Annotated in this window: 37 protein-coding genes, 4 tRNA genes and 1 other annotated feature; of the genes, 39 read left to right on the top strand and 2 right to left on the bottom strand. The window is 38.2% G+C overall.

The features are described from left to right. Window positions 1-16: 16 nt before the first annotated feature. On the bottom strand, window positions 17-937 hold the full coding sequence (locus tag CKV65_RS07425) for a SufB/SufD family protein (protein ID WP_027889337.1): 921 nt from the start codon (window positions 935-937) through the stop codon (window positions 17-19). Between the two features lie 12 nt (window positions 938-949). Then, a complete protein-coding gene (locus tag CKV65_RS07420) occupies window positions 950-1,669 on the bottom strand; it encodes an ABC transporter ATP-binding protein (RefSeq protein WP_027889338.1) in 720 nt (239 codons plus the stop codon). 289 nt (window positions 1,670-1,958) lie between these two features. Here CKV65_RS07420 and CKV65_RS07415 point away from each other — a divergent pair. The 39 genes from CKV65_RS07415 to CKV65_RS07225 all read left to right on the top strand — a co-directional run bounded on the left by CKV65_RS07415 (window position 1,959) and on the right by CKV65_RS07225 (window position 22,119). Continuing rightward, a tRNA-Thr gene (locus tag CKV65_RS07415) sits at window positions 1,959-2,034 on the top strand. Window positions 2,035-2,051: 17 nt separating this feature from the next. Continuing rightward, a tRNA-Met gene (locus tag CKV65_RS07410) sits at window positions 2,052-2,127 on the top strand. Between the two features lie 14 nt (window positions 2,128-2,141). Continuing rightward, a tRNA-Thr gene (locus tag CKV65_RS07405) sits at window positions 2,142-2,217 on the top strand. Between the two features lie 19 nt (window positions 2,218-2,236). Beyond that, window positions 2,237-2,313 (top strand) — tRNA-Met (locus CKV65_RS07400). Between the two features lie 233 nt (window positions 2,314-2,546). Continuing rightward, on the top strand, window positions 2,547-2,696 hold the full coding sequence (gene rpmG, locus CKV65_RS07395) for a 50S ribosomal protein L33 (RefSeq protein WP_027889339.1): 150 nt from the start codon (window positions 2,547-2,549) through the stop codon (window positions 2,694-2,696). Between the two features lie 31 nt (window positions 2,697-2,727). Next, window positions 2,728-2,946, top strand: a complete 219-nt coding sequence (gene secE, locus CKV65_RS07390) for a preprotein translocase subunit SecE (protein WP_027889340.1) — start codon at window positions 2,728-2,730, stop codon at window positions 2,944-2,946. A 33-nt stretch (window positions 2,947-2,979) separates the two neighbouring features. Then, window positions 2,980-3,537: a transcription termination/antitermination protein NusG gene (gene nusG, locus CKV65_RS07385; protein WP_027889341.1), complete on the top strand. Its 558-nt coding sequence runs from the start codon at window positions 2,980-2,982 to the stop codon at window positions 3,535-3,537. Window positions 3,538-3,595: 58 nt separating this feature from the next. Next, entirely contained in the window at window positions 3,596-4,021 is a 426-nt protein-coding gene (rplK, locus tag CKV65_RS07380) for a 50S ribosomal protein L11 (RefSeq protein WP_027889342.1), read from the top strand. Window positions 4,022-4,088: 67 nt separating this feature from the next. Continuing rightward, entirely contained in the window at window positions 4,089-4,793 is a 705-nt protein-coding gene (rplA, locus tag CKV65_RS07375; RefSeq protein ID WP_027889343.1) for a 50S ribosomal protein L1, read from the top strand. An 8-nt stretch (window positions 4,794-4,801) separates the two neighbouring features. Further along, window positions 4,802-4,938: a sequence feature (ribosomal protein L10 leader region), on the top strand. A gap of 34 nt (window positions 4,939-4,972) precedes the next feature. Then, window positions 4,973-5,515: a 50S ribosomal protein L10 gene (gene rplJ / locus CKV65_RS07370; RefSeq protein WP_027889344.1), complete on the top strand. Its 543-nt coding sequence runs from the start codon at window positions 4,973-4,975 to the stop codon at window positions 5,513-5,515. A 69-nt stretch (window positions 5,516-5,584) separates the two neighbouring features. Further along, a complete protein-coding gene (gene rplL, locus CKV65_RS07365) occupies window positions 5,585-5,953 on the top strand; it encodes a 50S ribosomal protein L7/L12 (RefSeq protein ID WP_027889345.1) in 369 nt (122 codons plus the stop codon). A gap of 325 nt (window positions 5,954-6,278) precedes the next feature. After that, window positions 6,279-6,515, top strand: a complete 237-nt coding sequence (locus tag CKV65_RS07360) for a L7Ae/L30e/S12e/Gadd45 family ribosomal protein (protein WP_051177557.1) — start codon at window positions 6,279-6,281, stop codon at window positions 6,513-6,515. Between the two features lie 114 nt (window positions 6,516-6,629). Next, window positions 6,630-7,007, top strand: coding sequence for a 30S ribosomal protein S12 (gene rpsL / locus CKV65_RS07355; protein ID WP_008538888.1), 378 nt, complete (start codon window positions 6,630-6,632; stop codon window positions 7,005-7,007). Window positions 7,008-7,046: 39 nt separating this feature from the next. Further along, entirely contained in the window at window positions 7,047-7,517 is a 471-nt protein-coding gene (gene rpsG / locus CKV65_RS07350; RefSeq protein ID WP_008538887.1) for a 30S ribosomal protein S7, read from the top strand. Window positions 7,518-7,559: 42 nt separating this feature from the next. Then, window positions 7,560-9,638 carry an elongation factor G gene (gene fusA / locus CKV65_RS07345; protein WP_027889347.1) on the top strand — a complete coding sequence of 693 codons (2,079 nt, stop codon included), beginning with the start codon at window positions 7,560-7,562 and terminating at the stop codon, window positions 9,636-9,638. A 20-nt stretch (window positions 9,639-9,658) separates the two neighbouring features. Next, window positions 9,659-10,846 (top strand): elongation factor Tu, encoded by a 1,188-nt coding sequence (tuf, locus tag CKV65_RS07340; protein WP_027889348.1) that lies wholly within the window; start codon window positions 9,659-9,661, stop codon window positions 10,844-10,846. A gap of 168 nt (window positions 10,847-11,014) precedes the next feature. Beyond that, entirely contained in the window at window positions 11,015-11,326 is a 312-nt protein-coding gene (gene rpsJ, locus CKV65_RS07335; RefSeq protein ID WP_027889349.1) for a 30S ribosomal protein S10, read from the top strand. Window positions 11,327-11,342: 16 nt separating this feature from the next. Beyond that, on the top strand, window positions 11,343-11,984 hold the full coding sequence (gene rplC, locus CKV65_RS07330; protein WP_027889350.1) for a 50S ribosomal protein L3: 642 nt from the start codon (window positions 11,343-11,345) through the stop codon (window positions 11,982-11,984). A gap of 26 nt (window positions 11,985-12,010) precedes the next feature. Then, a complete protein-coding gene (gene rplD / locus CKV65_RS07325) occupies window positions 12,011-12,634 on the top strand; it encodes a 50S ribosomal protein L4 (protein WP_027889351.1) in 624 nt (207 codons plus the stop codon). Between the two features lies 1 nt (window position 12,635). Continuing rightward, window positions 12,636-12,917, top strand: coding sequence for a 50S ribosomal protein L23 (rplW, locus tag CKV65_RS07320; RefSeq protein ID WP_027889352.1), 282 nt, complete (start codon window positions 12,636-12,638; stop codon window positions 12,915-12,917). 30 nt (window positions 12,918-12,947) lie between these two features. After that, on the top strand, window positions 12,948-13,772 hold the full coding sequence (gene rplB, locus CKV65_RS07315) for a 50S ribosomal protein L2 (RefSeq protein WP_027889353.1): 825 nt from the start codon (window positions 12,948-12,950) through the stop codon (window positions 13,770-13,772). 62 nt (window positions 13,773-13,834) lie between these two features. Then, window positions 13,835-14,116: a 30S ribosomal protein S19 gene (rpsS, locus tag CKV65_RS07310; RefSeq protein ID WP_027889354.1), complete on the top strand. Its 282-nt coding sequence runs from the start codon at window positions 13,835-13,837 to the stop codon at window positions 14,114-14,116. A gap of 21 nt (window positions 14,117-14,137) precedes the next feature. Continuing rightward, window positions 14,138-14,470, top strand: a complete 333-nt coding sequence (gene rplV / locus CKV65_RS07305) for a 50S ribosomal protein L22 (RefSeq protein ID WP_008538875.1) — start codon at window positions 14,138-14,140, stop codon at window positions 14,468-14,470. 19 nt (window positions 14,471-14,489) lie between these two features. Then, complete coding sequence (gene rpsC / locus CKV65_RS07300; protein WP_027889355.1) at window positions 14,490-15,164, top strand: 30S ribosomal protein S3; 675 nt, start codon at window positions 14,490-14,492, stop codon at window positions 15,162-15,164. After that, window positions 15,164-15,601: a 50S ribosomal protein L16 gene (gene rplP / locus CKV65_RS07295; protein WP_027889356.1), complete on the top strand. Its 438-nt coding sequence runs from the start codon at window positions 15,164-15,166 to the stop codon at window positions 15,599-15,601. Before rpsC ends, rplP begins: the two co-directional genes overlap by 1 nt. Next, window positions 15,591-15,785 (top strand): 50S ribosomal protein L29, encoded by a 195-nt coding sequence (gene rpmC, locus CKV65_RS07290; RefSeq protein ID WP_027889357.1) that lies wholly within the window; start codon window positions 15,591-15,593, stop codon window positions 15,783-15,785. The genes rplP and rpmC overlap by 11 nt, the downstream gene beginning before the upstream one ends. A gap of 46 nt (window positions 15,786-15,831) precedes the next feature. Continuing rightward, the gene (gene rpsQ, locus CKV65_RS07285; RefSeq protein ID WP_027889358.1) at window positions 15,832-16,089 is read left to right on the top strand and encodes a 30S ribosomal protein S17; all 258 of its coding nucleotides are present in this window, start codon (window positions 15,832-15,834) and stop codon (window positions 16,087-16,089) included. A 39-nt stretch (window positions 16,090-16,128) separates the two neighbouring features. Beyond that, window positions 16,129-16,497, top strand: coding sequence for a 50S ribosomal protein L14 (gene rplN, locus CKV65_RS07280; RefSeq protein WP_027889359.1), 369 nt, complete (start codon window positions 16,129-16,131; stop codon window positions 16,495-16,497). 24 nt (window positions 16,498-16,521) lie between these two features. Further along, the gene (rplX, locus tag CKV65_RS07275; protein WP_027889360.1) at window positions 16,522-16,854 is read left to right on the top strand and encodes a 50S ribosomal protein L24; all 333 of its coding nucleotides are present in this window, start codon (window positions 16,522-16,524) and stop codon (window positions 16,852-16,854) included. Window positions 16,855-16,875: 21 nt separating this feature from the next. Further along, window positions 16,876-17,415 carry a 50S ribosomal protein L5 gene (gene rplE / locus CKV65_RS07270; protein WP_027889361.1) on the top strand — a complete coding sequence of 180 codons (540 nt, stop codon included), beginning with the start codon at window positions 16,876-16,878 and terminating at the stop codon, window positions 17,413-17,415. A gap of 24 nt (window positions 17,416-17,439) precedes the next feature. Continuing rightward, window positions 17,440-17,625: a type Z 30S ribosomal protein S14 gene (locus CKV65_RS07265; protein ID WP_027889362.1), complete on the top strand. Its 186-nt coding sequence runs from the start codon at window positions 17,440-17,442 to the stop codon at window positions 17,623-17,625. 27 nt (window positions 17,626-17,652) lie between these two features. Then, complete coding sequence (rpsH, locus tag CKV65_RS07260) at window positions 17,653-18,051, top strand: 30S ribosomal protein S8 (protein WP_027889363.1); 399 nt, start codon at window positions 17,653-17,655, stop codon at window positions 18,049-18,051. 28 nt (window positions 18,052-18,079) lie between these two features. Further along, a complete protein-coding gene (gene rplF / locus CKV65_RS07255) occupies window positions 18,080-18,625 on the top strand; it encodes a 50S ribosomal protein L6 (protein ID WP_027889364.1) in 546 nt (181 codons plus the stop codon). 36 nt (window positions 18,626-18,661) lie between these two features. Continuing rightward, entirely contained in the window at window positions 18,662-19,021 is a 360-nt protein-coding gene (gene rplR / locus CKV65_RS07250) for a 50S ribosomal protein L18 (protein ID WP_027889365.1), read from the top strand. A 22-nt stretch (window positions 19,022-19,043) separates the two neighbouring features. Continuing rightward, the gene (gene rpsE, locus CKV65_RS07245) at window positions 19,044-19,544 is read left to right on the top strand and encodes a 30S ribosomal protein S5 (protein WP_027889366.1); all 501 of its coding nucleotides are present in this window, start codon (window positions 19,044-19,046) and stop codon (window positions 19,542-19,544) included. A gap of 14 nt (window positions 19,545-19,558) precedes the next feature. Next, window positions 19,559-19,744: a 50S ribosomal protein L30 gene (gene rpmD / locus CKV65_RS07240; RefSeq protein WP_027889367.1), complete on the top strand. Its 186-nt coding sequence runs from the start codon at window positions 19,559-19,561 to the stop codon at window positions 19,742-19,744. Between the two features lie 21 nt (window positions 19,745-19,765). After that, window positions 19,766-20,206, top strand: coding sequence for a 50S ribosomal protein L15 (rplO, locus tag CKV65_RS07235; RefSeq protein WP_027889368.1), 441 nt, complete (start codon window positions 19,766-19,768; stop codon window positions 20,204-20,206). After that, window positions 20,207-21,463: a preprotein translocase subunit SecY gene (secY, locus tag CKV65_RS07230; RefSeq protein ID WP_027889369.1), complete on the top strand. Its 1,257-nt coding sequence runs from the start codon at window positions 20,207-20,209 to the stop codon at window positions 21,461-21,463. It abuts the gene before it with no gap. A gap of 11 nt (window positions 21,464-21,474) precedes the next feature. Beyond that, window positions 21,475-22,119, top strand: a complete 645-nt coding sequence (locus CKV65_RS07225) for an adenylate kinase (protein WP_027889370.1) — start codon at window positions 21,475-21,477, stop codon at window positions 22,117-22,119. Window positions 22,120-22,161: the final 42 nt, after the last annotated feature.

Genomic DNA, 22,161 nt, shown 5'->3' with positions numbered 1-22,161 from the left:
TTAAATTTATAGAAGGTTATTTTAAGAAACCATTGATAATCTGATTTTCAGCTTCTTTTTCTGTAAGACCGAGGCTCATTAATTTGATGAGTTGTTCTCCAGCAATTTTACCGATAGCTGCTTCATGGATTAAGTTGGATTCTGGATGATTTGCTTTGATTTCTGGAATAGCGGAGATATTTGCTTCATCCATGATGATTGCATCACATTCAGAATGGCCATGACATTTATTATTACCGTAAATTTTAGCGATAAATATTTGTTTGGATTTATCTTGAGCAACAGCGCGGGAAATGATGTTAGAATGAGAATTTTCACCATCTAAATTTACTTCAAAATCACTTTCAGCAAATTGTTGACCATGAGTTAATAATTTTTCTTTTACAATCAATGTAGAATTTTTGCCAACTGTTCCTTTTGTAATACGTTTTGTGGAATTTATACCGCGGATTTGAGTTGTTTCCATTTCCATATAGGAATTTTCATCCATTTCAACGATAGTGGTAGGGTTCATGATACGTTTGCCTTCGCCGTCACCAGAACCGTAATGTTTTTCAAGGTATTTTACTTTAGAATTTTTGCCGATATAAAAAGTATGGATACCATCATGTTCGGAGTCAGCTTTACCACAATTATGAATACCACAACCAGCAACGATTGTAACATCGCAGTCATCACCAATGTAAAAATCGTTATATACGCATTCTGTGATACCAGCTTTATCCATGATTACAGGAATGTAGCAAACTTCTTTTTTTGTACCAGGAGCGATGCGGATATCGATACCATCTTTATCTTCTTTTTTTGTAATGGCGATATTAGAGCTAGAAGAGCGGTCAATGGCTTTGCTGTTTAAACGAATGTTATAAGCTCCTTTTGGTTTATCTTTAAGACCAGAAACTTTTTCTAGTAAATCTTTTTCTATATTATCAAGCATGAGATTACCTCCTTATTTTTTATAGAAATCGCATACACCAGCAACTTCCATGAGTTGAGGCATGATTTCTTCTTTAGTACCGATTTGCTGAATAGAGCCGTTAGCGATTAAAACGATTTCGTCAGCAATATTTAAAATACGTTCTTGATGGGAAATAATCATAATAGAGCGCTGTTCTTGGTGCATTTTTTCAAATACACTGATGAGTTTTTGGAAACTCCATAAGTCAATACCAGCTTCTGGTTCATCAAAAACTGCTAATTTTGTCTGTTTGCGAGCTAAAATTGTAGCGATTTCAATACGTTTGATTTCGCCACCGGATAAAGATGTATCTACATCACGGCGCACGTAATCAGCAGCGCAAAGTCCAACTTCAGAAAGATAAGTGCATGCGCCACTTGTAGTTAATTTTTCACCAGCCGCAATGCTTAGTAAATCTTTTACGCCGATACCTTTAAAGCGAACTGGTTGTTGAAAAGCAAAGCTTATGCCAGCATTAGCACGTTTAGTGATATCCCAATCAGTGATATCTTCGCCGTTGAAAATGATTTGACCAGATGTAGGTTTTTCTATACCCATGATTATTTTGGCAAGTGTGGATTTACCGCCGCCATTAGGGCCTGTTATTACAATAAATTTTTTGTCATCAATTTTCAGATTGATATTGTTAAGAATTTCCTTAGATGAATTGCCTTCATTAACGGAAAATGATAGATTTCTTAATTCTAACATTTAACAAACTCCTATCATAATATATTTATTTGATTTATTATTAAACTACATATAATATATCATAACTATAATATACCATAAATATTATACAGTTTTTAGTATGGATTAGCAAAATTATAATTTTTGAATAAAGGTTTCCTTATTAATATATACATATTGTTTGTGAAAGAGCAAAATAAACTTTTTTAAACTTTTTTTAAATTTTTTTCAAAAAAGGGGTTTACAAACTCGTTGCGTTGTGATAACATTATTAACTGTCAGCGCGGTGCTGAGCAAGAAAACAAAAAATGCTGGTGTAGCTCAATTGGCAGAGCAGCTGACTTGTAATCAGCAGGTTGGGGGTTCGATTCCTCTCGCCAGCTCCATAAAATCTTTACCAAATCGCGGGGTGGAGCAGTTGGTAGCTCGTCGGGCTCATAACCCGAAGGCCAGAGGTTCAAGTCCTCTCCCCGCAACCAAAAAGCCGATTTCTGCTGATGTAGCTCAGTCGGCAGAGCGTATCCTTGGTAAGGATAAGGTCACCGGTTCAATCCCGGTCATCAGCTCCATTATAAAATATCATAACATGGCGGCGTAGCTCAGTTGGCTAGAGCATGCGGTTCATACCCGCAGTGTCCGGAGTTCGAATCTCTGCGCCGCCACCAATAAAAACGATAACCCCTTAAAATTAGGGGCTTTATTTATGTTAGTGGCTTTGTGAGTTTAATTTGAATATTTCAAATTAAATATTAATATTGCCAGTGTCAGGCGGTTTTGGTATTCTCAATTTCGCCTGTAGTCGTTATTTATTTGACACAAACAATCAATTGTGATAAATTATATAGACGACGTTCTAAGACGAATATTATACTAATTAATGTAAAGAGGGGTGCATGAGATGCGCAATGCTATTACTTTAGCCTGCACTGAATGCAAACAGCGCAATTATAGGACTAATAAAAATAAAAAAAATGATCCTGATAGAATTGAAATGAAAAAGTATTGCAAATTCTGTAAAAAACATACTTTACACAGAGAAACTAAATAAGTTTTTTTCGTTAGTGTGAGGATGTGAAAAAATGGCACAGAATGAAAATACTCCAGTAAAACAGGAAAAGTCTGGTATAATAGGTTTTTTATCCGGTGTTAAAACTGAATTAAAAAAAGTTGTTTGGCCTACTCGCAAAGAACTTGTTTCTTATACAGGAGTAGTTTTTATTGCGGTAGCATTTGTTTGTGCTTTAATTTGGGTATGTGATACTGTTTTTGCCCGTATATTTAATCTCATATTACAATAATTTACAGGAGGTGGAGATGTCTTGTCCCTTGGCATGGAAACAGAAAAGAAATGGTATGTAATCCATACATATTCCGGTTATGAAAACAAAGTAAAAGCCAATCTTGAAAGAAAAATCCACTCCATGGGCATGGAAGACAAAATCTTCAATGTAATCGTGCCTGTAGAAGAAGAGATTGAAAAGAAAAATGGCAAAGAAAAAGTAGTTCAAAGAAAAATCTTTCCGGGCTATGTGCTTTTGGAAATGATTGTAGATGAACGTTCCTGGTATATCGTTAGAAATACTCCAGGAGTAACAGGTTTCGTTGGTTCAAATACAAAACCTGTTCCATTGACTGATGAAGAAGCAAAAAGAATTTTAAAAGCAATGGGTATGGATGAACAGGGTGAAGAATCTACTGAAGATAAAAAACTTGTTGATTTAGATATTGAAATAGGCGATAAAGTAAATATTAAATCCGGAGCTTTTGAAAATTTTGTTGCAACTATAACAGAAATTGATTATAGTAAGAATAAGATTAAAGGCGTTGTTGATATGTTTGGAAGAGAAACTGCTGTTGAATGCGGTTTTGACCAGATAGAAAAAATATAAATCAGCAAATAAATATAACAAACGTTATATTCAAAATCCTAAGGAGGTGTAAATAACAATGCCAAAGAAAGTTGTTAAACTTGTAAAACTGCAAGTTCTCGCTGGTAAAGCTACTCCTGCTCCTCCAGTTGGTCCTGCTTTAGGTCAGGCTGGTGTTAATATCATGGCTTTCGTTAAAGAATTTAACGAAAGAACTGCTAAACAGGGCGGTTTAATCATCCCAGTTGAAATTACAGTTTTTGAAGATAGATCCTTTACATTTATTACAAAAACTCCACCGGCAGCTGTACTCTTAAAGAAAGCAGCTGGAATTGAAAAAGCATCCGGTGAACCAAATAAAAAGAAAGTAGCTAAATTGCCACGTGCAGAAGCTATGAAAATTGCTGAAACAAAAATGCAAGACCTCAACGCTGCAGATATTGAAGCAGCAACTCGCATGATTGAAGGTACTGCACGCAGCATGGGTATCGAAATCGTTGACTAATTGTCGGTGATAGATGCTTATCTGTGGGAGGCTTATACCGTTAAAACCACAAAGGAGAGATTTTTAAATGGCTAAATTTGGTAAAAAATACCAAGAAGCTGCTAAATTAGTAGAAGCTGGTAAAGCTTATGATTTAGTAGAAGCTGTAGAAGTTGTTAAGAAAACTGCTACTGCTAAATTTGATGAAACTGTTGATGTAGCTGTTCGTTTAGGTGTTAACCCTAAATATGCTGATCAGCAAGTTCGTGGTGCTGTTGTACTTCCACATGGCACTGGTAAAACAAAAAAAGTATTAGTTTTTGCTAAAGGCGATAAAGTTGCTGAAGCAGAAGCTGCTGGAGCTGACTATGTTGGTTCCGATGAATTCGTAACAAAAATTAAAGAAGGCTGGTTCGACTTCGACGTTACTGTTGCAACTCCAGATATGATGGGTGTTGTAGGTCGTCTTGGTAGAATCCTCGGTCCTCGTGGCTTAATGCCAAACCCTAAACTTGGTACTGTTACAATGGATTTAACAAAAGCTGTTAAAGAAATTAAAGCAGGTAAAGTTGAATATAGAACAGATAAAGCAGGTAATGTTCATGTTCCAATCGGTAAAGCTTCTTTCGAAAGCGAAAAACTCGTACAAAACTTACAGACATTACTTGATACATTAGTAAAAGTAAAACCAGCAGCAGCTAAAGGTCAGTATATGCGTAATATCACTATTAGCACTACTATGGGACCAGCTGTTACTGTTAACACAAACTTTAAAGCTGTTAAAGCAGAATAAAATTAAATATTTATTTGATAAAGCGACTTAAGACAGCAGGTGTTGCTACGGCAACATAATAATAGCCTGCCGAGGTCAGATACTTGGCAAGGCATGAAAATTGCGGTCTCTGGTCGTCGGCTAGAGACCGTTTTTAGATTTCGTAATAAATATATCCACTTGAGAGGGGGTGTCATGAAATGGCAAACATTCGTCCAGAAAAACAAGCCGCTGTAGCTGGCTTAAAAGAACAATTAAGCACTGCAAAAGGCGTTGTATTAACAGGTTATAAAGGTTTAACTGTAGCTCAGGATATGAAACTTCGTGCTAAATTCCGTGAAGCAGGTGTTAGCTATCATGTAGTAAAAAATACTATGCTCCGCATCGCTGCTAACGAAACTGGTTTAGAAGGTTTAGATCCAGTACTCAACGGTACAACAGCTATCGCTGTATCCGCTGATGATGCAGTAGCTCCAGCTAAAGTTATTTATGATTTCATCAAAGAAAATAAACTTGAAAAAACAGAAGTTTTAACTATTAAAGCTGGTGTTGTTGAAGGTAAAATTATTGGCGTTGATGAAGTTAAAGCTTTGGCATCCCTACCATCTCGCGAAGTTCTCATCGCAAAAGTGCTTGGCAGTATGCAAGCTCCTATCTCTGGTATGGTCAATGTACTTCAAGGTACTATCCGCAATATGGTATATGTGCTTGATGCAATCCGTGCTCAGAAAGAATCTGCATAAGCAGACTCTCTCTATATAAATAAATTATAAAAAAAGAAATTAACGATTTAAATTTGGAGGAATATAAAAATGACTAAAGAAGAAATTATGCAAGCCATTGAAGAAATGACTGTTCTTGAATTATCCGAACTCGTAAAAGCTATGGAAGAAAAATTTGGTGTTAGCGCTGCTGCTCCTGTAGCTGTAGCTGCTGCTCCTGCTGCTGGCGCTGCTGCTGCTGAAGAAAAATCTGAATTTGATGTTGTTTTAGCTTCCGCTGGCGACAAAAAAATCAACGTAATCAAAGTTGTTCGTGAAATCACTGGCCTTGGCTTAAAAGAAGCTAAAGCTCTCGTTGATGGCGCTCCTAAAGCTGTAAAAGAAGGCGTTTCCAAAGAAGACGCTGAAGCTTTAAAAGCTAAATTAGAAGAAGCTGGCGCAACTGTAGAACTCAAATAATTTTATTTGATAATACGAAAGGACATTGGACTTGTTCCAATGTCCTTTTTTGCGTTTTAGTGAAAAAATTCATTTAAGTTTGACAGATGTTTTACTCTATTATAAAAAGAAATGTAAATTTTTAGAAAATAATTTTATTGATGTAAGAAAATGCCATTAAATCCTTATATATCAAGGCTTTTCGCCACTTTACACTTTAAAAATGATACGCCAGGCAGCGTGTATATAAAAATACTTGTAAAATAAGTGTTGACAATACTTTTTAATGATGATAATATTAGTAAGTGCCTGAAATCCTGTCAGTTAGTATTTAGGAGTGATAAAAATGGTTACACTAAAAAATGCTAAACGCGTTATCGGTATAAAACAAGTTACTAAAGCGGTAAAAAACGATTTAGCAAAATGTGTTTACATAGCAGATGACGCGGACGATAGAGTTTTAAGCCCTTTAAAAGAGCTGTGTAAGACTAAAAATGTAGAAATGATTTTTGGTTGTACCATGGCTGAACTTGGTAAATCCTGCAATATTGAAGTAGGAGCTGCAGCAGTAGCACTGCTTTAAGGATTACCGCTAACTATGCTGAAAGTCTTACAGAAGTGTGAGATTTCTTAATCTAAATATCCGCAGTTGGATAGGGCTTGGGAGCCTTTTAATCTTTAGGAAGGAGGTGCATGTATGCCTACAATTAATCAGTTGATTCGTAAGAGCAGACAGAGCATGCAGGAAAAATCTACAGCACCGGCATTAAAAAATTGCCCGCAAAAACGTGGTGTTTGTACAAGAGTATATACTACTACTCCTAAAAAACCAAACTCCGCATTGCGTAAAGTTGCCCGTGTTCGTTTAACGAATAGTATTGAAGTAACAGCTTATATCCCTGGTATTGGTCACAATCTTCAGGAACATAGTGTTGTTTTAATTAGAGGCGGTCGTGTTAAAGACTTACCAGGTGTGCGTTATCACATCATTCGCGGTTCTTTGGATACTGCAGGTGTTCAAAATCGTGAACAGGGAAGATCTAAATACGGTGCAAAACGTCCTAAGAAAAAATAATTACTAAATGATTGAAGACTAAGACAAGGAGGGGTAGTAATGCCAAGAAAAGGTTCTGTACCTAAAAGAGATGTATTACCAGATCCGGTGTACAAATCCAAGGTCGTAACTAAATTTATAAATAAAGTTATGCTTTCCGGTAAAAAAGGTGTTGCTGAGAAAGTAGTTTATGATGCATTTGACATCATTAAAGAAAAAACTGGCAAAGACCCAATGGAAGTTTTTGAAACTGCATTGAAAAATGTAATGCCAGTATTAGAAGTTCGTGCACGCCGTGTTGGTGGTGCTAACTATCAGGTTCCTGTAGAAGTTCGTCAGGACCGTCGTATGACACTCGGTATTCGTTGGATCGTTAATTATGCTAGACTTCGTGGTGAAAAAACTATGAACGAACGTCTTTCTGGCGAATTAATGGATGCAGCAAACAATACTGGTGCAGCAATTAAGAAAAAAGAAGATACTCATAAAATGGCTGAAGCTAATAAAGCATTTGCTCATTATCGTTGGTAATTTGAGAGTGTCTTTTATATAAAACAAGGAGCGATGAAGTAAGTGGCAAGAGCGTTTTCACTTGAAAAAACTCGTAATATTGGTATTATAGCACATATCGATGCAGGTAAAACCACCACTACAGAGCGTATCCTGTTCTACACAGGTATTCTTCACAAAATGGGTGAAGTTCATGAAGGTGCTGCTACAATGGACTGGATGGCACAGGAAAAAGAAAGAGGTATCACAATTACTTCTGCCGCAACAACTTGCCATTGGAAAAACCATCGTATCAACATCATTGATACACCAGGCCACGTGGATTTCACAGTTGAAGTAGAACGCTCTTTGAAAGTACTTGATGGTGCAGTTACTGTATTATCTGCAAAAAGCGGTGTAGAACCACAATCTGAAACAGTTTGGCGTCAAGCTGAAAGATATCATGTACCTCGTATGGTATACGTAAATAAAATGGATATCATCGGTGCAGATTTCTATAACGTTTTAAAGATGATGGTTGAACGTTTAAATGCAAATCCGGTAGCAATTCAGATACCAATTGGTGCTGAAGATACTTTCCAAGGACTTATTGACTTAATTAAAATGAAAGCTGTAATCTACGAAGAAGATTATACTAAAGAACCTGATTTAGTAGATATTCCAGCTGAATATAAAGAAAAAGCAGAAGAATATCGTCAGAAAATGCTCGATACAATTGCAGAAACTGATGATGAATTAATGATGAAATATCTTGAAGGTGAAGAACTCACTGAAGAAGAAATCAAAGCAGCTCTTCGCAAAGCTACAGTAGCATGTACTCTTTGCCCAGTTGTATGTGGTTCTTCTTACAAAGATAAAGGTATTCAACCAATGCTTGATGCAGTAGTTGATTACATGCCTTCTCCACTTGATATTCCTGCTATTAAAGGTATTAATCCAGATACAAATGAAGAAGACCATCGTGAAGCAGATGACAGTGAACCATTCGCTGCATTAGCATTCAAAATCATGGCTGACCCATTTGTTGGTAAACTCGCATTCTTCCGTGTATACTCCGGTACATTAAATGCTGGTTCTTATGTATTTAACTCTACAAAAGGCAAAAAAGAACGTATCGGTCGTATCTTACAGATGCATGCAAACCATCGTAAAGAAATCGAAGTTGTTTACAGCGGTGATATCGCAGCAGCTGTAGGTCTTAAAGATACTACAACTGGTGATACACTTTGCGATGAAAATCATCCAATCATACTTGAATCTATGGAATTCCCAGATCCGGTTATTTCCGTAGCAGTTGAACCAAAAACAAAAGCTGACCAGGAAAAAATGGGCATCGCTCTTCAGAAATTAGCTGAAGAAGACCCTACATTCCGTGTAAGAACAGATGTTGAAACCGGTCAGACAATTATTTCTGGTATGGGCGAATTACATCTCGATATTATCGTAGACCGTATGAGCCGCGAATTCAAAGTAGATTGTAAAGTAGGTAAACCTCAGGTTGCTTACCGCGAAACAATTCGCAAAACTGTTAAAGCTGAAGGTAAATTTGTTCGTCAGTCCGGTGGTAAAGGTCAATACGGTCATTGCTGGCTTGAACTTATTCCACAAGACCCAGGTACAGGTTTCTCCTTCGAAAGCAAAATCGTTGGTGGTGCTATTCCTAAAGAATACATCGGACCAATCGAAAACGGTGTCAAAGAAGCTATGGAAAACGGTGTTGTTGCTGGTTATCCAATGGTTGACATCAAAGCTGTCGTATATGACGGTTCTTATCATGAAGTTGACTCCTCAGAAATGGCCTTCAAAGTTGCAGGTTCTATGGCATTCAAAGCTGGTGCAACAAAAGCAAATCCAGTTCTCCTCGAACCATATGTAAAAGTTGAAGTTACTGTTCCTGAAGAATATATGGGCGATGTAATCGGTGACTTAAACTCCCGTCGTGGTCGTATCGAAGGTATGGAACCACGCAATGGTGTAGAAGTAATCAATGCATTTGTTCCACTTTCTGAAATGTTCGGTTATGCAACCGACTTACGTTCTAAAACACAGGGTCGTGGGAACTACTCCATGGAAGTTTCTTACTATGACGAAGTTCCTAAAAATATATCTGATGCTATTGTCGCTAAAGTTAAAGGCGAATAATAAGGGAGGAAAAAATTTAAATGGCTAAACAAAAGTTTGAAAGAACTAAACCACATGTAAACATTGGTACAATTGGTCACGTTGACCATGGTAAAACTACTTTAACTGCTGCTATCACTAAAGTATTATCCGAAAAAGGTATGGCTCAGTTCGAAGATTACAGCATGATTGATAAAGCTCCAGAAGAACGTGAACGCGGTATCACAATCAACACTGCACACGTTGAATATGAAACTGATAAAAGACATTATGCTCACGTAGACTGCCCAGGCCATGCTGACTATGTTAAAAACATGATCACTGGTGCTGCTCAGATGGACGGTGCTATCCTCGTTGTTAGTGCTGCTGATGGTCCTATGCCTCAGACTCGTGAACACATCCTTCTCGCTCGTCAGGTTGGTGTTCCAGCTATCGTTGTATTCCTCAACAAAGCTGACCAGGTTGATGACCCTGAACTTCTCGAACTTGTTGAAATGGAAGTTCGTGAACTTCTTTCCAGCTATGACTTCCCAGGCGATGACGTTCCAGTAATCACTGGTTCCGCTCTTCAGGCTCTCGAAGGCGACGAAGAAGCTAAAAAGAAAATTCTTGAATTAATGGATGCTGTTGATGATTACATCCCAACTCCAACACGTGACACTGATAAACCTTTCTTAATGCCAGTTGAAGACGTATTCACAATTACTGGTCGTGGTACTGTTGCTACAGGCCGTGTTGAACGTGGCGAACTTAAACTTGGTGACAGCGTTGAAATCGTTGGTCTTTCCGATGAAAAGAAATCCACTACTGTAACTGGTATCGAAATGTTCCGCAAAATGCTTGATAGCGCTGTTGCTGGTGATAACATCGGTGCACTTCTTCGTGGTATTGACCGTAAAGAAATCGAACGTGGTCAAGTTCTTGCTAAACCTGGCACAATTCATCCACACAAAAAATTCAAAGCTCAGGTTTACGTATTAACTAAAGAAGAAGGTGGACGTCATACTCCATTCTTCTCCAACTATCGTCCACAGTTCTATTTCCGTACTACTGACGTTACTGGTGTTGTAACTCTTCCAGAAGGTACTGAAATGGTTATGCCTGGCGATAACATTGAAATGAGCATCGAACTCATCACTCCAATCGCTATTGAAAAAGGTCTTCGCTTCGCTATTCGTGAAGGTGGCCATACAGTAGGCGCTGGTCGTGTAATTGAAATCGACGAATAATTAATCTTTAAATATTAAATTTTTATATGGGGGCGGCATTTTGCTGCCCTTATATAAAGTTTTTTTTTGTAAAATGCGATGACGCGGCAGATTGCTTACCTCGCGTAAGGGAACTGGCGTGGAGAAATTGTCCGGGTCGAGAATCTGGGCGACAAGGAGGAAAATAACTTGGCTAAACAGCAAAAAATTAGAATTCGTTTAAAAGCATATGATCATAAAGCACTTGATCAAAGCTCCGTTAAAATTGTTGAAACGGCTAAAAGAACAGGTGCAATGGTATCTGGTCCTATTCCATTGCCAACTGAAAAAAACATTTTTACAATTTTGAGATCTCCACATCTTAATAAAGACTCCCGTGAACAGTTCGAAATGAGAACTCATAAACGTCTTATTGACATTTTAGAACCTACATCTAAAACTGTTGATGCTTTAATGCGTTTAGATTTGCCAGCAGGTGTGGATATCGAAATTAAATTGTAAGAGGAGGTGGCAATAGATGGCAAAAGTAATTTTAGGTAAAAAACTTGGCATGACTCAAATCTTTACTGAAGAAGGTAAAGTAGTTCCTGTTACAGTTGTAGAATCCGGTAAAAACGTTGTTCTTCAGAGCAAAACAGTTGAAACTGACGGTTATAACGCAGTTCAGATTGGCTTTGGAACAATTAAAGAAAAAAATGTAACTAAACCAATGAAAGGCCATTTCGCAAAAGCTGGCGTTGAACCAGTAAAATTCATCCGCGAATTCCGCCTTGCAGATGTTCCAGAATATAAAGCTGGTGACTCCATCAGCGTTGACATATTTGGTGCCGGTGATTTAGTTGATGTTACTGGTACTTCTAAAGGTAAAGGTTTTGCCGGCGGTATTAAACGTCACAACTTTGCTAGAGGTCCTATGGGTCACGGTTCTAAATCTCATCGTGAACCAGGTTCTACAGGTGCTATGATTTCTGGTCATGGTGGACGTGTACTTAAAGGTAAAAAATTACCAGGCCGTATGGGTGGCGCTAAAGTTACTGTACAGCGTTTAAGCGTTGTTCGCGTTGATGCTGACCGTAACCTTATTTTAATCAAAGGTGCTATTCCAGGTGCTAAAAATAGCTTTGTAGTAATTAAAGATACAGTTAAACCTAATAAATAATAATTGGAAGGAGGATATGCTATATTATGCCTAAAGTAGCAGTTTATACAGTTGCCGGCCAGCAGATCGGTGATATCGAATTAAATGAAAGCGTATTTGGCGTTGAAGTAAACGAAGGCCTTGTTCATCAGGCAGTTGTTATGCAGTTGGCAGCTCAGCGTTTAGGAACGCATGCGACAAAAACTAGAGGTTTAGTACGCGGCGGCGGACGTAAACCTTGGAAACAAAAAGGTACAGGTCGTGCTCGTAGCGGAAGCACCCGTTCCCCACTTTGGGTAGGCGGTGGTACAGTATTTGGCCCGTCTCCTCGTTCCTATGCTTTCAGAATGCCTCGTAAACAGCGTCGTTTAGCAATTAAATGCGCTTTAACAGATAAAGTAAACAATGGTAACTTCATTGTATTAGAAAGTTTAGATTTTGCAGCTCCAAAAACAAAAGAAGTTGTAAAAATGATGAGTGATTTCAACGTAAACGAGAAAGCTCTTATCGTTACTGCTGATGTAGTAGAAAACGTAGAAAAATCTTCTCGTAATATCCCTGGTGTAAAAGCTATCAGTTCTTGCGGATTAAATGTTTATGATATTTTAAATCATAGCAAACTCTTCATTACAAAAGATGCTATTACACGTATTGAGGAGGTATTAGCATAAGATGGAAGCTAGAGATATCTTAATCAGACCACTTGTTACAGAAATGACAACTGAAATGATGGAAGAAGGCAAATACGTATTCGTTGTTGCTAAACAAGCAAACAAAATTGAAATTGCCAAAGCAGTATCTACAATCTTCAATGTAAAAGTTGAATCCGTAAATACAATCAATGTTCTTGGTAAAGTAAAACGTATGGGCCGTAACATCGGTAAACGTTCTGATTATAAAAAAGCAATCGTAAAACTTGCAGCTGGAGAAACTATCGAGTTCTTCCAAGCTTAAGTAAAAAGATAAAAAAAGGAGGTTAATTAAGTGGCAATAAAGAGTTTTAAACCTTATTCTGCAGGTAGAAGATTTATGACTGTTTCTTCCTTCGAAGAAATCACAGCTAAAAAACCTGAGAAATCCTTGGTTGAAAGTCTTAAAAGCAAAGGCGGTCGTAACTTCCAAGGCCGTTTAACAGTAAGACATCAAGGCGGCGGACACAAACGTTTATATCGTGTAATCGATTTTAAACGCAATAAAGATGGTGTTCCAGCACGCGTTGCTACTATAGAATATGATCCAAACCGTAGCGCTCGTATCGCACTGCTCAACTATTTTGACGGTGAAAAACGTTACATCCTCGCTCCAAACGGATTAAAAGTTGGTGACCAGGTAGTATCTGGCCCAGAAGCAGATATTAAAGTAGGTAATACATTACCACTTGCTAATATTCCACTTGGTACATTAGTACACAACATTGAACTTAAAATCGGTAAAGGTGGCCAGATGGTTCGTTCCGCTGGTGCCGCAGCTCAGCTCATGGCTAAAGAAGGTAACTATGCTCTCTTACGTATGCCATCCGGTGAAATCCGTAAAGTTCATATCAACTGCCGTGCAACAATCGGTCAGATTGGTAACTTAGATCATGAAAACCTCACAATCGGTAAAGCAGGTCGTAACCGTTGGCTCGGTATTCGTCCAGAAAACCGCGGTGTTGCAATGAACCCTTGCGACCATCCACATGGTGGTGGGGAAGGCCGTAGCCCAGTTGGTCGTAAACATCCTGTTACTAAATGGGGTAAATGTGCTAGAGGCGTTAGAACTCGTCGTAAAAAAGCATCCGATAAACTCATCGTTAAACGTCGTAAATAATAAAATCATGAATAAGGTAGCCTAATAGATTACCTTATTCTGAAATGAAAGGAGGACATATTTTGTCAAGATCAGTAAAAAAAGGACCTTTTGTCGCAGAAAGCCTTGAAAAGAAAATTGACGCTTTAAATGCAGCAAATGACAAAAAAGTTGTAAAAACTTGGTCCCGCAGTTCGACAATCCTTCCTACATTTGTAGGCCATACAATTGCAGTTCATGATGGTCGCAAACATGTACCTGTATACATTACAGAAGACATGGTTGGTCATAAACTTGGTGAATTCGCACCAACAAGAACTTATAAAGGCCATGCTGGCGAAGAAAGACGTACATCTTTGAAATAATTGTTGAAAGGAGGAGCAGCTGTGGAAGCAAAAGCAGTAGCAAAATATATCCGTATTTCTCCGCGTAAAGTACGTATTGTTATGAACCTCATTCGTGGCAAAAACGTAGCTGACGCGTTTGCAATATTAAAATTCACACCTAAAGCAGGTGCTGATGTAATCAATAAAGTTTTAAAATCAGCAGTAGCAAATGCTGAAAACAATTTCGATATGAATCCTGATAACCTCTATGTGGCTACAGCATTCGTTGACCAGGGTCCTACCCTCAAACGTATTCACCCACGTTCCCGTGGACAGGCATTCAAAATCTTAAAACGTACATCTCACGTTACAATCGTAGTTAAAGAAAAATAATTAGAAGGAGGGAATAGATTTGGGACAAAAAGTTAATCCACATGGCATGCGCCTTGGTATTGTAAAAACTTGGGATGCTAAATGGTATGCTGGTAAAGACTTTGCTGCTAATTTACATGAAGACATTAAAATCCGCAGCTATTTAAAAGATACATTAAAAGTTTCTGGCGTTTCCAAAATCGAAACAGAACGTTCAAAAAATCGTCTCAGATTAACTATTCATACTGCTAAACCTGGTATGGTTATCGGCCGTGGTGGTTCTGGTATTGAACAGCTCAAAAAAGGCCTTAAAAAATATACTGATAAACATGTAGATATTAATATCGCAGAAATTAAACAGCCAGATATGGATGCTACACTTGTTGCTGAAAACATCGCTTCTCAGCTCGAACGTCGTGTTGCTTTCCGTCGTGCAATGAAACAGGCTGTTAGCCGTACAATCCGTATGGGCGCTAAAGGTATTAAAGTAACAGTAGGTGGCCGTCTCGGCGGTGCTGAAATTGCTCGTAGCGAATCTTACCGTGAAGGTAGTATTCCTCTTCATACTTTACGTGCTGATATCGATTATGGTACAGCTGAAGCTCATACAACTTATGGCCGTCTTGGCGTAAAAGTATGGATTTTCAAAGGCGAAGTTCTTCCTGAAAAGAAAACTGCTGTAAAAGCAGAAGCTACTGAAGGGAGCGAAGACTAATGTTAATACCTAAAAGAGTAAAATACCGTAAACAGTTCCGTGGCACTATGAAAGGTAAAGCTCATAAAGGCAATACAGTAGTACATGGCGAATTCGGCTTACAAGCTCTTGAACCTGCATGGATTACAAACCGTCAGATTGAAGCAGCTCGTATTGCAATGACTCGTTATATTAAACGTGGTGGTCAGGTTTGGATTAAAATCTTCCCTGATAAACCAGTAACTGCAAAACCTGCTGAAACTCGTATGGGTAGTGGTAAAGGTTCTCCTGAATACTGGGTAGCAGTAGTAAAACCTGGTCGTGTAATGTTTGAAATGGGCGGCGTTAGCGAAGAAGTTGCTAAAGAAGCTATGCGTCTTGCAAGCCACAAACTCCCAATCAAAACAAAATTCATTAAGCGTGAAGTGCAAGGGGAGGGTGAAGTAAATGAAGGTTAATGAAATACGTGAAATGAGTGCTGGCGAACTTAACCAGAAACTTGCTTCGCTTAAAGAAGAATTATTCAACCTCAGATTTCAGCTTGCTACAGGTCAGCTTGAAAACCCTATGCGTATCAAAGAAGTAAAGAAAACTATTGCTCGCATTAAAACTGTTCAACGTGAACAAGAATTAAAAGCTTAATGGTTTTTGTAGTATAATGATATGCAGAAGGAAGGAGGTTCTCTTAATGAGCGAAAGAAATGTACGCAAAGTTAAAGTTGGTAAAGTTGTAAGCGACAAAATGGAAAAAACTATTGTTGTTGCTGTAGTTGATACAGAAAGTCATCCACTCTACAAAAAAGCAGTTAAGAAAACTGTAAAATTTAAAGCACACGATGAAAATAACGAAGCTCACGTAGGTGACACAGTTTCTATCATGGAAACTCGTCCATTATCTAAAGATAAACGTTGGAGAGTCGTTGAAATTCTTGAAAGAGCAAAATAATCTTTTAGTTTGTTCTAATTTTAAGAAGGAGGTAAAGCAATGATTCAGCAACAGACAATGTTGAATGTTGGTGATAACACTGGTGCAAAAGAAATTATGTGCATTCGTGTAATGGGCGGTTCTTATCGTAAATATGCCAACATTGGTGATATAATCGTAGCTGCAGTAAAATCCGCTTCACCTGGCGGTGTTGTTAAAAAAGGTGATGTTGTTAAAGCTGTAGTAGTACGTTCTAAAAAGGGTTTACGCCGTGCAGATGGTTCTTATATTCGCTTTGATGAAAACGCTGCTGTTATTATCAAAGACGATAAAACTCCACGCGGAACTCGTATTTTTGGCCCGGTAGCCAGAGAATTACGTGACAAAGATTTTATGAAAATCGTTTCACTGGCACCAGAAGTAATTTAATAAATAGACAGGAGGTGCCAAGATTTGTCACAGGCTAAATTGCATGTAAAAAAAGGTGATACTGTTTTAGTATTATCTGGTAAAGATAAAGGTAAACAAGGTAAAATCCTTCAGGCTATGCCTGCTAAAGATAAAGTTGTAGTAGAAGGCGCTAACAAAATTAAACGCCACACTAAACCTAATCAGAAAGCTCCAAACGGCGGCATCATTGAAAAAGAAGCTCCTATGTCTGCTTCTAAAGTAATGGTAGTTTGCCCAGCTTGCTCCAAAGCAACTCGCGTAGCTAAAAAAGAAATCAATGGTAAAATGGTTCGCGTATGCAAAAAATGCGGTGAAGCATTAGACCAAGCAAAATAATAAAGGAAGGAGGATATCTTGGTGGATAGATTACAAGAAAAATATGTCAAAGAAGTAGTTCCTGCACTTACTGAACAATTCGGTTACAAAAACGTAATGGAACTTCCAAAGATTGAAAAAATCATTATTAGTATGGGTGTTGGTGAAGCTGCTCACAACTCTAAAGCATTAGATTCTGCTGTAGCTGACCTTACAATTATTGCTGGTCAAAAACCTGTTTTGACTCGCGCTAAAAAATCTCTTGCAGCATGGAAATTGCGTGCAGGAATGCCTATCGGTGCAAAAGTTACTCTTCGTGGAACTCGTATGTATCAGTTCCTTGATAAATTTATGAATATCGCTTTGCCTCGTGTTCGTGACTTCCGTGGCGTAAGCCCTAAAGCTTTTGATGGTCGCGGAAATTATTCAGTTGGTCTTAAAGAACAATTGATTTTCCCTGAAATTGAGTATGATAAAATCGAAAAAATTCATGGTATGAATATTATTATTGTTACTACGGCAAAGACAGATGAAGAAGCTAGAGCTCTTCTTAAATTAATGGGTATGCCGTTTAGTGCTTAATTCTTAAGAGGAGGTATACTATCTATGGCCAGAAAGGCATTGGTCCAGAAATGGAGTCAAGAACCAAAATACAAGGTTCGTAAATATAATAGATGCAAAATCTGTGGTCGTCCACATGGTTATATGCGTAAATTCGATATGTGCCGTATCTGTTTCAGAGAACAGAGTTATAAAGGTGCAATCCCTGGCGTAACAAAAGCTAGTTGGTAAAGTAGAAAGAAAGGAGGATATCGATTCATGGCAATGACTGATCCTATTGCAGATATGTTAACTCGTTTGCGCAATGCAAACTCCGTGCTTCATGATAAAGTTGAAATTCCTGGTTCTAAAATGAAACGCGCTATTGCGGAAGTTCTTAAAGATGAAGGTTTCATCAAAGACTTCTCCTTCGCAGAAGACAATAAACAAGGTGTTATTACAATCACTTTGAAATACGGCCCAAACCGTGAACAAGTAATCACTGGTATTAAACGTATTTCCAAACCTGGTCTTCGTGCTTACGCTAAGAAAGACCAATTACCTCGCGTACTTGGTGGTCTTGGTATTGCTATCATCTCTACTTCTAAAGGTATTATGAGTGATAAGCAAGCACGTCGTGCTGGTGTTGGCGGCGAAGTATTAGCATACGTATGGTAAAAATTGTTTTAGACTAGGAGGTGTACAAATGTCAAGAATTGGTAGAGAACCGATTACAATCCCTGCTGGGGTTACTGTAACAGTTGATGAACACAATCACGTAGCGGTAAAAGGTCCAAAAGGCGAAATCAGCCGCGACTGTCATAAAGATATGAAAATTACAGTAGGAGACGGCGTTGTAACAGTAGAACGTCCTTCCGAAGATAAATTGCATAGATCTTTACATGGTCTTACACGTACTCTTATTAATAATATGGTTGTAGGTGTAACTCAAGGCTTTGTAAAAAACTTAGAAATTAACGGTGTAGGTTACAGAGCTGCACAAGCTGGTAAAAACCTTAACTTATCTTTAGGTTTTTCTCATCCAGTAGTTGTTGAACCTCCTGTTGGTATTAAATTAGAAGCTCCTGCTCCTAACAAGATTGTTGTATCTGGTATTGACAAAGAAGCTGTTGGCGCTATGGCAGCTAAAATTCGTTCTTACAGAGAACCTGAACCTTACAAAGGAAAAGGTATTAAGTACGAAGGCGAACATATTCGTCGTAAAGCTGGTAAAACTGGTTCTAAGAAATAATAATCTTTAGTTAGAAATAGAAAGGAGAGGCTGATTTTGTTTAAAAAACAGGATAAAAATCAAGCTCGTCAGAAACGTCACTTAAGAGTTCGTAATCATATTTCTGGCACAGCTGAAAAACCTCGTTTAAATGTATTCCGTAGCTTAAGCAATATTTATGCTCAAGTTATCGATGATGTTAACGGTGTTACTTTAGCTGCAGCTAGCACTCAAGATAAAGACTTTAACGGTTATGGCGGAAATATTGAAGCAGCAAAAGTTATTGGTGCTACAGTAGCAAAACGTGCTTTAGAAAAAGGCATTACTGAAGTTGTATTTGACCGCGGTGGCTATGTATATCATGGTCGTGTAGCAGCTTTAGCAGATGCAGCTCGTGAAGCTGGTCTGAAATTCTAATATTGGAACAGGAGGTAAATTAATGGCCAAGATTGACGCAAACGCACTTGAATTAGAAGAAAAAGTTGTGTATATTAATCGCGTTGCTAAGGTTGTAAAAGGTGGCCGTCGCTTCTCTTTCAGCGCTCTTGTTGTAGTAGGCGATAGAAACGGTCATGTAGGTGCAGGTCTCGGTAAAGCTAGTGAAGTACCTGAAGCAATCAGAAAAGGCATTGAAGATGCTAAAAAGAATCTTGTAGAAGTTTCTTTAGTAGATAAAACTATTCCACATGAAAGCATCGGTATATTTGGTGCAGGTCGTGTTCTCTTAAAACCGGCTGCAAAAGGTACTGGTGTTATCGCAGGTGGCCCAGCTCGTGCAGTTTTAGAACTCGCAGGTGTTGGTAACATTTTAACTAAATCCTTAGGTTCTTCCAACCCTAATAATATGGTTCGTGCAACTATTAAAGGTTTGGAACAGCTTAAAAAAGCTGAGCTCGTAGCTGAACTTCGTGGAAAATCCGTTCAGGAACTTTTAGGTTAAGGAGGAAAATTTCAATGGCAAAACTGAAAATTACCCTTACAAGAAGTCTGATCGGCAGACCTGAAACTCAGAGAAGAACTATTCAGGCTTTGGGATTACGTAAATTAAATTCTACAGTAGAACATGAAGACACTCCTTGCATCAAAGGTATGCTTCACAAAGTAGAACATCTTATTAAAGTAGAAAAAATCAGCGAATAATTTAGAGGAGGTGTCCAGGTTATGAAATTACATGAATTATCACCAGCACCGGGCTCTAAAAAAGTTCGTATCCGTGTTGGTCGTGGTTTAGGTTCCGGTTTAGGAAAAACTTCCGGCCGTGGTCATAAAGGTCAGAATGCTCGCTCCGGCGGCGGTGTTCGTACTGGTTTCGAAGGTGGCCAGATGCCTTTATATCGTAGATTGCCAAAACGTGGCTTCAAAAATGTTTTTGCAAAAGAATATGCTGAAGTTAACGTTTCTTCTTTAAATCGTTTTGAAGATGGCGCAACAGTAGACCCAGCAGCATTAGTTGAAGCAGGTATTCTTAAAAACGTTTGCGATGGTGTACGCGTTCTTGGTAACGGCGAAATTACTAAGAAATTAACTGTAGTAGCAAACGGCTTTACTAAATCTGCTGAAGAAAAAATTACAGCAGCAGGTGGAAAAGTAGAGGTGATCTAAGTGCTTTCAGCTCTTAGCAATATCCTCAAAATCACCGAATTGCGACAGAAAATAGTATTTACACTTATTATGTTTGCAATCTTCAGGCTCGGGACTCATATCCCGGTGCCTGGAGTAAATCCTGCAGTTTTAGAACAGTTATTTAACAGCGGTAATTTGTTCGGACTACTCGATTTATTTTCCGGTGGTGCTTTAAGTAAATTTTCTCTCTTTGCTATGAGTATTACCCCATATATTAATGCGTCAATTATTATTCAATTATTGACAGTAGTAATACCAACATTGGAGCAATGGTCAAAAGAAGGCGAAGAGGGGCATAAAAAGATAACCAAGACGACTCGTTATTTAACTGTTGTCTTGGCATTTTTACAAGCTATAGGTATGTCCATTGGTCTTAAACAGGCCATTATAAATCCTAGTTTTACATCTATTTTTATTATTGCTATTACCCTGACAGCAGGAACGGTATTCCTTATGTGGATTGGTGAACAGATAACTGCACACGGTGTGGGAAATGGTATATCACTTATCATTTTTGCAGGTATCGTTGCGGCTCTTCCGCATAATTTGAGTACTATATATAATTATTTACAAGCAGGAACAATCAGTTATTTCAACGTATTGTTCTTTGGAATTATTGCTTTAGCGATGATAGTTTTTGTTATAGCTATCAACGAAGGGCAACGCAGAGTTCCGGTTTCATATGCAAAACGAGTTGTGGGTCGTAAAACATACGGCGGTCATTCTACGCACATTCCGCTTAAGGTAAATCAGGCCGGCGTTATTCCAATCATCTTTGCATCTTCTGTATTGATGTTTCCTCCAACAATCGCTCAATTTGTTCAAAATCCTACGATTAAACAGATTGCCGATTATTTCCAATGGGGAACACCTTTCCAGTCTGCTTTATATGCATTGTTGATTATATTCTTTACGTATTTTTACACAGCTGTTACTTTTAAAATTCCGGACCTCGCTGATAATTTGAAAAAATACGGTGGTTTTATTCCTGGTATTCGTCCGGGACAGGCGACTGCAGATTATTTAGACCGTATTATGACACGTATTACATTAGCGGGTGCATTTTTCCTTGCATTCATTGCAATATTGCCTACAATGATAGCTGGTGCTACTCATATTGAAGGTATTCATTTTGGTGGTACAGCATTATTAATCGTTGTAGGGGTTGCACTTAATACGATGCAACAGATTGAATCAATGGTCGTAATGCGCCATTATGAAGGCTTTATGAAGTAAGGAGGATTCTTATGCACATCCTTTTAATGGGCCCTCCTGGTGCTGGTAAAGGTACACAGGCAGCAAGGCTGGTAGAAGAATTTAAAATTCCTCATATCTCTACAGGAGATATGTTTCGTGCAGCAGTAAAAGAAGGTACTGAGCTTGGTAAACAAGCAAAGGCTTGCATGGATTCTGGTAAATTAGTACCAGATAATGTAACAATCGGTATAGTAAAAGAACGTTTATCTAAAGCTGACTGCGAAAACGGATTTATTTTGGATGGTTTCCCTCGTACAGTAGAACAAGCTGTGGCTTTGGATAAAATTCTCAGTGAATTAAATTTAAAACTTGACTGTGCTTTAAATATAGCTGTTCCATCTAGCGAACTCATAAGAAGAGCAGTTGGTCGCCGTATCTGCAAAAAATGCGGAAGCACCTATCATATAGAATTTAAGCCATCTAAGGAAGACGGAATTTGTGACGTGTGTGGCGGTGAACTTTATCAAAGAGCTGACGACAGCGAAGCAACAATGAAAAATCGTCTTTCTGTTTACGAAGAACAGACAAAGCCTCTTATTTCTTATTATGAAAAAGAAGAACTTTACAAAGAAGTTGACGGTAGTCAGTCAATGGATAAAGTATTCCAAGACATTGTTGCAATTTTGCGCAGTTAATTGATAATATAATACGGTAATATATCTGTAAAAAAAGTGTAA

This window comes from Megamonas hypermegale, from assembly GCF_900187035.1.
GTDB classification, from domain to species: domain Bacteria; phylum Bacillota; class Negativicutes; order Selenomonadales; family Selenomonadaceae; genus Megamonas; species Megamonas hypermegale.
This window is presented reverse-complemented; position numbering and strand designations above follow the sequence as displayed.

Excerpts from the sequence above, each read along its gene's own strand:
- secE (WP_027889340.1), top strand. The coding sequence starts at position 2,728 with ATGGCACAGAATGAAAATACTCCAGTAAAACAGGAAAAGTCTGGTATA.
- rplN (WP_027889359.1), top strand. The coding sequence starts at position 16,129 with ATGATTCAGCAACAGACAATGTTGAATGTTGGTGATAACACTGGTGCA.
- rpmG (WP_027889339.1), top strand. The coding sequence starts at position 2,547 with ATGCGCAATGCTATTACTTTAGCCTGCACTGAATGCAAACAGCGCAAT.
- rplC (WP_027889350.1), top strand. The coding sequence starts at position 11,343 with ATGGCAAAAGTAATTTTAGGTAAAAAACTTGGCATGACTCAAATCTTT.
- CKV65_RS07425 (WP_027889337.1), bottom strand. The coding sequence starts at position 937 with ATGCTTGATAATATAGAAAAAGATTTACTAGAAAAAGTTTCTGGTCTT.
- rplO (WP_027889368.1), top strand. The coding sequence starts at position 19,766 with ATGAAATTACATGAATTATCACCAGCACCGGGCTCTAAAAAAGTTCGT.
- tuf (WP_027889348.1), top strand. The coding sequence starts at position 9,659 with ATGGCTAAACAAAAGTTTGAAAGAACTAAACCACATGTAAACATTGGT.
- rplK (WP_027889342.1), top strand. The coding sequence starts at position 3,596 with ATGCCAAAGAAAGTTGTTAAACTTGTAAAACTGCAAGTTCTCGCTGGT.
- rplW (WP_027889352.1), top strand. The coding sequence starts at position 12,636 with ATGGAAGCTAGAGATATCTTAATCAGACCACTTGTTACAGAAATGACA.
- CKV65_RS07265 (WP_027889362.1), top strand. The coding sequence starts at position 17,440 with ATGGCCAGAAAGGCATTGGTCCAGAAATGGAGTCAAGAACCAAAATAC.
- rpmD (WP_027889367.1), top strand. The coding sequence starts at position 19,559 with ATGGCAAAACTGAAAATTACCCTTACAAGAAGTCTGATCGGCAGACCT.
- rplP (WP_027889356.1), top strand. The coding sequence starts at position 15,164 with ATGTTAATACCTAAAAGAGTAAAATACCGTAAACAGTTCCGTGGCACT.
- rplD (WP_027889351.1), top strand. The coding sequence starts at position 12,011 with ATGCCTAAAGTAGCAGTTTATACAGTTGCCGGCCAGCAGATCGGTGAT.
- rplA (WP_027889343.1), top strand. The coding sequence starts at position 4,089 with ATGGCTAAATTTGGTAAAAAATACCAAGAAGCTGCTAAATTAGTAGAA.
- CKV65_RS07360 (WP_051177557.1), top strand. The coding sequence starts at position 6,279 with ATGGTTACACTAAAAAATGCTAAACGCGTTATCGGTATAAAACAAGTT.
- nusG (WP_027889341.1), top strand. The coding sequence starts at position 2,980 with ATGGAAACAGAAAAGAAATGGTATGTAATCCATACATATTCCGGTTAT.
- rplJ (WP_027889344.1), top strand. The coding sequence starts at position 4,973 with ATGGCAAACATTCGTCCAGAAAAACAAGCCGCTGTAGCTGGCTTAAAA.
- rplF (WP_027889364.1), top strand. The coding sequence starts at position 18,080 with ATGTCAAGAATTGGTAGAGAACCGATTACAATCCCTGCTGGGGTTACT.
- rplL (WP_027889345.1), top strand. The coding sequence starts at position 5,585 with ATGACTAAAGAAGAAATTATGCAAGCCATTGAAGAAATGACTGTTCTT.
- rpsQ (WP_027889358.1), top strand. The coding sequence starts at position 15,832 with ATGAGCGAAAGAAATGTACGCAAAGTTAAAGTTGGTAAAGTTGTAAGC.
- rpsE (WP_027889366.1), top strand. The coding sequence starts at position 19,044 with ATGGCCAAGATTGACGCAAACGCACTTGAATTAGAAGAAAAAGTTGTG.
- rpsH (WP_027889363.1), top strand. The coding sequence starts at position 17,653 with ATGGCAATGACTGATCCTATTGCAGATATGTTAACTCGTTTGCGCAAT.
- CKV65_RS07420 (WP_027889338.1), bottom strand. The coding sequence starts at position 1,669 with ATGTTAGAATTAAGAAATCTATCATTTTCCGTTAATGAAGGCAATTCA.
- CKV65_RS07225 (WP_027889370.1), top strand. The coding sequence starts at position 21,475 with ATGCACATCCTTTTAATGGGCCCTCCTGGTGCTGGTAAAGGTACACAG.
- rpsL (WP_008538888.1), top strand. The coding sequence starts at position 6,630 with ATGCCTACAATTAATCAGTTGATTCGTAAGAGCAGACAGAGCATGCAG.
- rpsG (WP_008538887.1), top strand. The coding sequence starts at position 7,047 with ATGCCAAGAAAAGGTTCTGTACCTAAAAGAGATGTATTACCAGATCCG.
- rpmC (WP_027889357.1), top strand. The coding sequence starts at position 15,591 with ATGAAGGTTAATGAAATACGTGAAATGAGTGCTGGCGAACTTAACCAG.